This is a genomic window from Streptomyces sp. NRRL B-24572 (assembly GCF_002156145.1).
Taxonomy (GTDB): Bacteria; Actinomycetota; Actinomycetes; order Streptomycetales; family Streptomycetaceae; genus Streptomyces; species Streptomyces vietnamensis.
The window spans coordinates 1-1,857 of record NZ_MWIG01000390.1 but is presented as its reverse complement, the minus strand read 5'-3'; the positions used below and the strand labels follow the sequence as shown (position 1 = coordinate 1,857).

The 1,857-nt window shown below is 77.8% G+C and carries 1 pseudogene; it reads left to right on the top strand.

Going from position 1 to position 1,857, the window contains the following annotated elements:
* A pseudogene (locus CCN56_RS23015) lies at window positions 1–1,615 on the top strand (ComEC/Rec2 family competence protein); the annotation flags it as partial.
* Window positions 1,616–1,857 lie beyond the last annotated feature (242 nt).

The window sequence follows — 1,857 nt, the reverse complement described above, 5'->3', positions numbered from 1 at the left end:
GGCGGCCTGGGCGGCGGCGGCCTGTGCCGTGGGCACCACCGGGTGGTGGACGGTGGTCGGTGTCACGGTCTGCCTGGTGGGCGCCCTGGTCCTGCTGATGCGCGGGGCGGCCCGGTGGCGCGGCGGTCCGGGCGCAGGCCGTGGGTCTCCCGTACCGGGGGCCACGCCGGGATGGCGGTTACGGGCGACCGCGTGGGCCGGGGTCCTGCTCTGTGCGGCGGCCGGGGCCACCTCGGCGGGGCTGCACGCGGCGGACCTTCGGCGGGGTCCCGTGCCGGAGCTGGCGCGGGAGTACGCGCGGGCGCGTCTGGAGGTGGCGGTGACCTCGGATCCACGGCTCACCCGGCCCAGGGTCCGGGGCAACGCGACGGCGCCGGTCTCGGTCGTCCTGGACGGCGAGACGACCCGGGTCGAGCGGTCGGACGGCTCGGTCCACCGGACCCGGGCGCCGGTCCTGCTGATCGTCCCGTCGGGGGAGGGGCGGGAGGAGTGGCTGAGGCTCCTTCCCACCACCCGGCTGATGGTCGGTGCCCGCCTCGCGCCGCCGCTGCGGCCCGGCGAGCCCTTCGCGGCGGTTCTCAAGGTCGACGGGGCCGGGCCGCCGCGGATCGTCGGCCCGCCGAGCGTGCTGCAACGGACGGCGGGGGGCCTGCGGGCCGGGTTGCGGAGGGCGACCGAGAGGCTTGATCCGGACGCGCGGGCCCTGCTGCCCGGACTGGTCGTGGGGGACACCTCCAGGGTCGGTCCCGAGCTGCGGGACGCGTTCGAGGCGACCGATCTCACCCACCTCCTGGCGGTCTCCGGCAGCAACCTCACGATCGTGCTGCTCCTGCTCGTCGGGCGGCCCGGGAGGGCGCACCAGGTGGAGCGGGGCGGGCTCGCGCCCCGGATCGGACTGTCGCTGCGGGTCACGGCGCTGGCCGGGGGAGGGCTGACCCTCGCCTTCGTGATCGTCTGCCGGCCCGATCCGAGCGTGCTGCGCGCCGCGGCCTGTGGGCTGGTCGCCCTGCTCGCGATCGGGACCGGGCGCCGGAGATCGCTGATCCCCGCGCTGGCCGCGGTCGTCCTCGTCCTGGTGCTCTACGACCCCTGGCTCGCGCGGAGTTACGGCTTCCTCCTGTCGGTCCTGGCCACCGGGGCGCTGCTGACGATCGCCCCGCGCTGGAGCGAGTCGCTGCGGCGGCGCAGGGTCCCCGGCAGGTTGGCGGAGGCGCTGGGGGCGGCCCTGGCGGCGCAGGCGGTGTGCGCGCCGGTCGTGGTGGTGTTCGCCGCCCGGGTGAGTCTGGTGGCCGTTCCGGCGAACCTCGTCGCCGAACTCGCGGTGGCGCCGGCGACGGTGTGCGGGTTCGCCACGCTCGCCCTGGCGGCGGTCTGGACACCGGCCGCCGAGGGACTCGCGTGGGTGGCGGGATGGCCGGCCGGGTGGATCGCGTGGGTGGCCCGGACGGGCGCCGCGCTGCCGGGGGCCGAGCTGGCCTGGCCCGGCGGGTGGTGGGGCGGCCTCGCCCTGGCGCTGCTCACGGCGCTGATGGTCCTCGGGGCGCGCAGGCTGCCGTACCGGGGTGCGGTCGGCGTGACCGTCGCCGCGGTGCTCCTGCTCGTGGTGGTGCGGCCACCCCGTGACCCACCGGGCCAGCGGCGCCGGCCGCACCACCACGAGCAGGAGCACCGCGGCGACGGTCACGCCGACCGCACCCCGGTACGGCAGCCTGCGCGCCCCGAGGACCATCAGCGCCGTGAGCAGCGCCAGGGCGAGGCCGCCCCACCACCCGCCGGGCCAGGCCAGCTCGGCCCCCGGCAGCGCGGCGCCCGTCCGGGCCACCCACGCGATCCACCCGCTGTCCCGTATACACATCT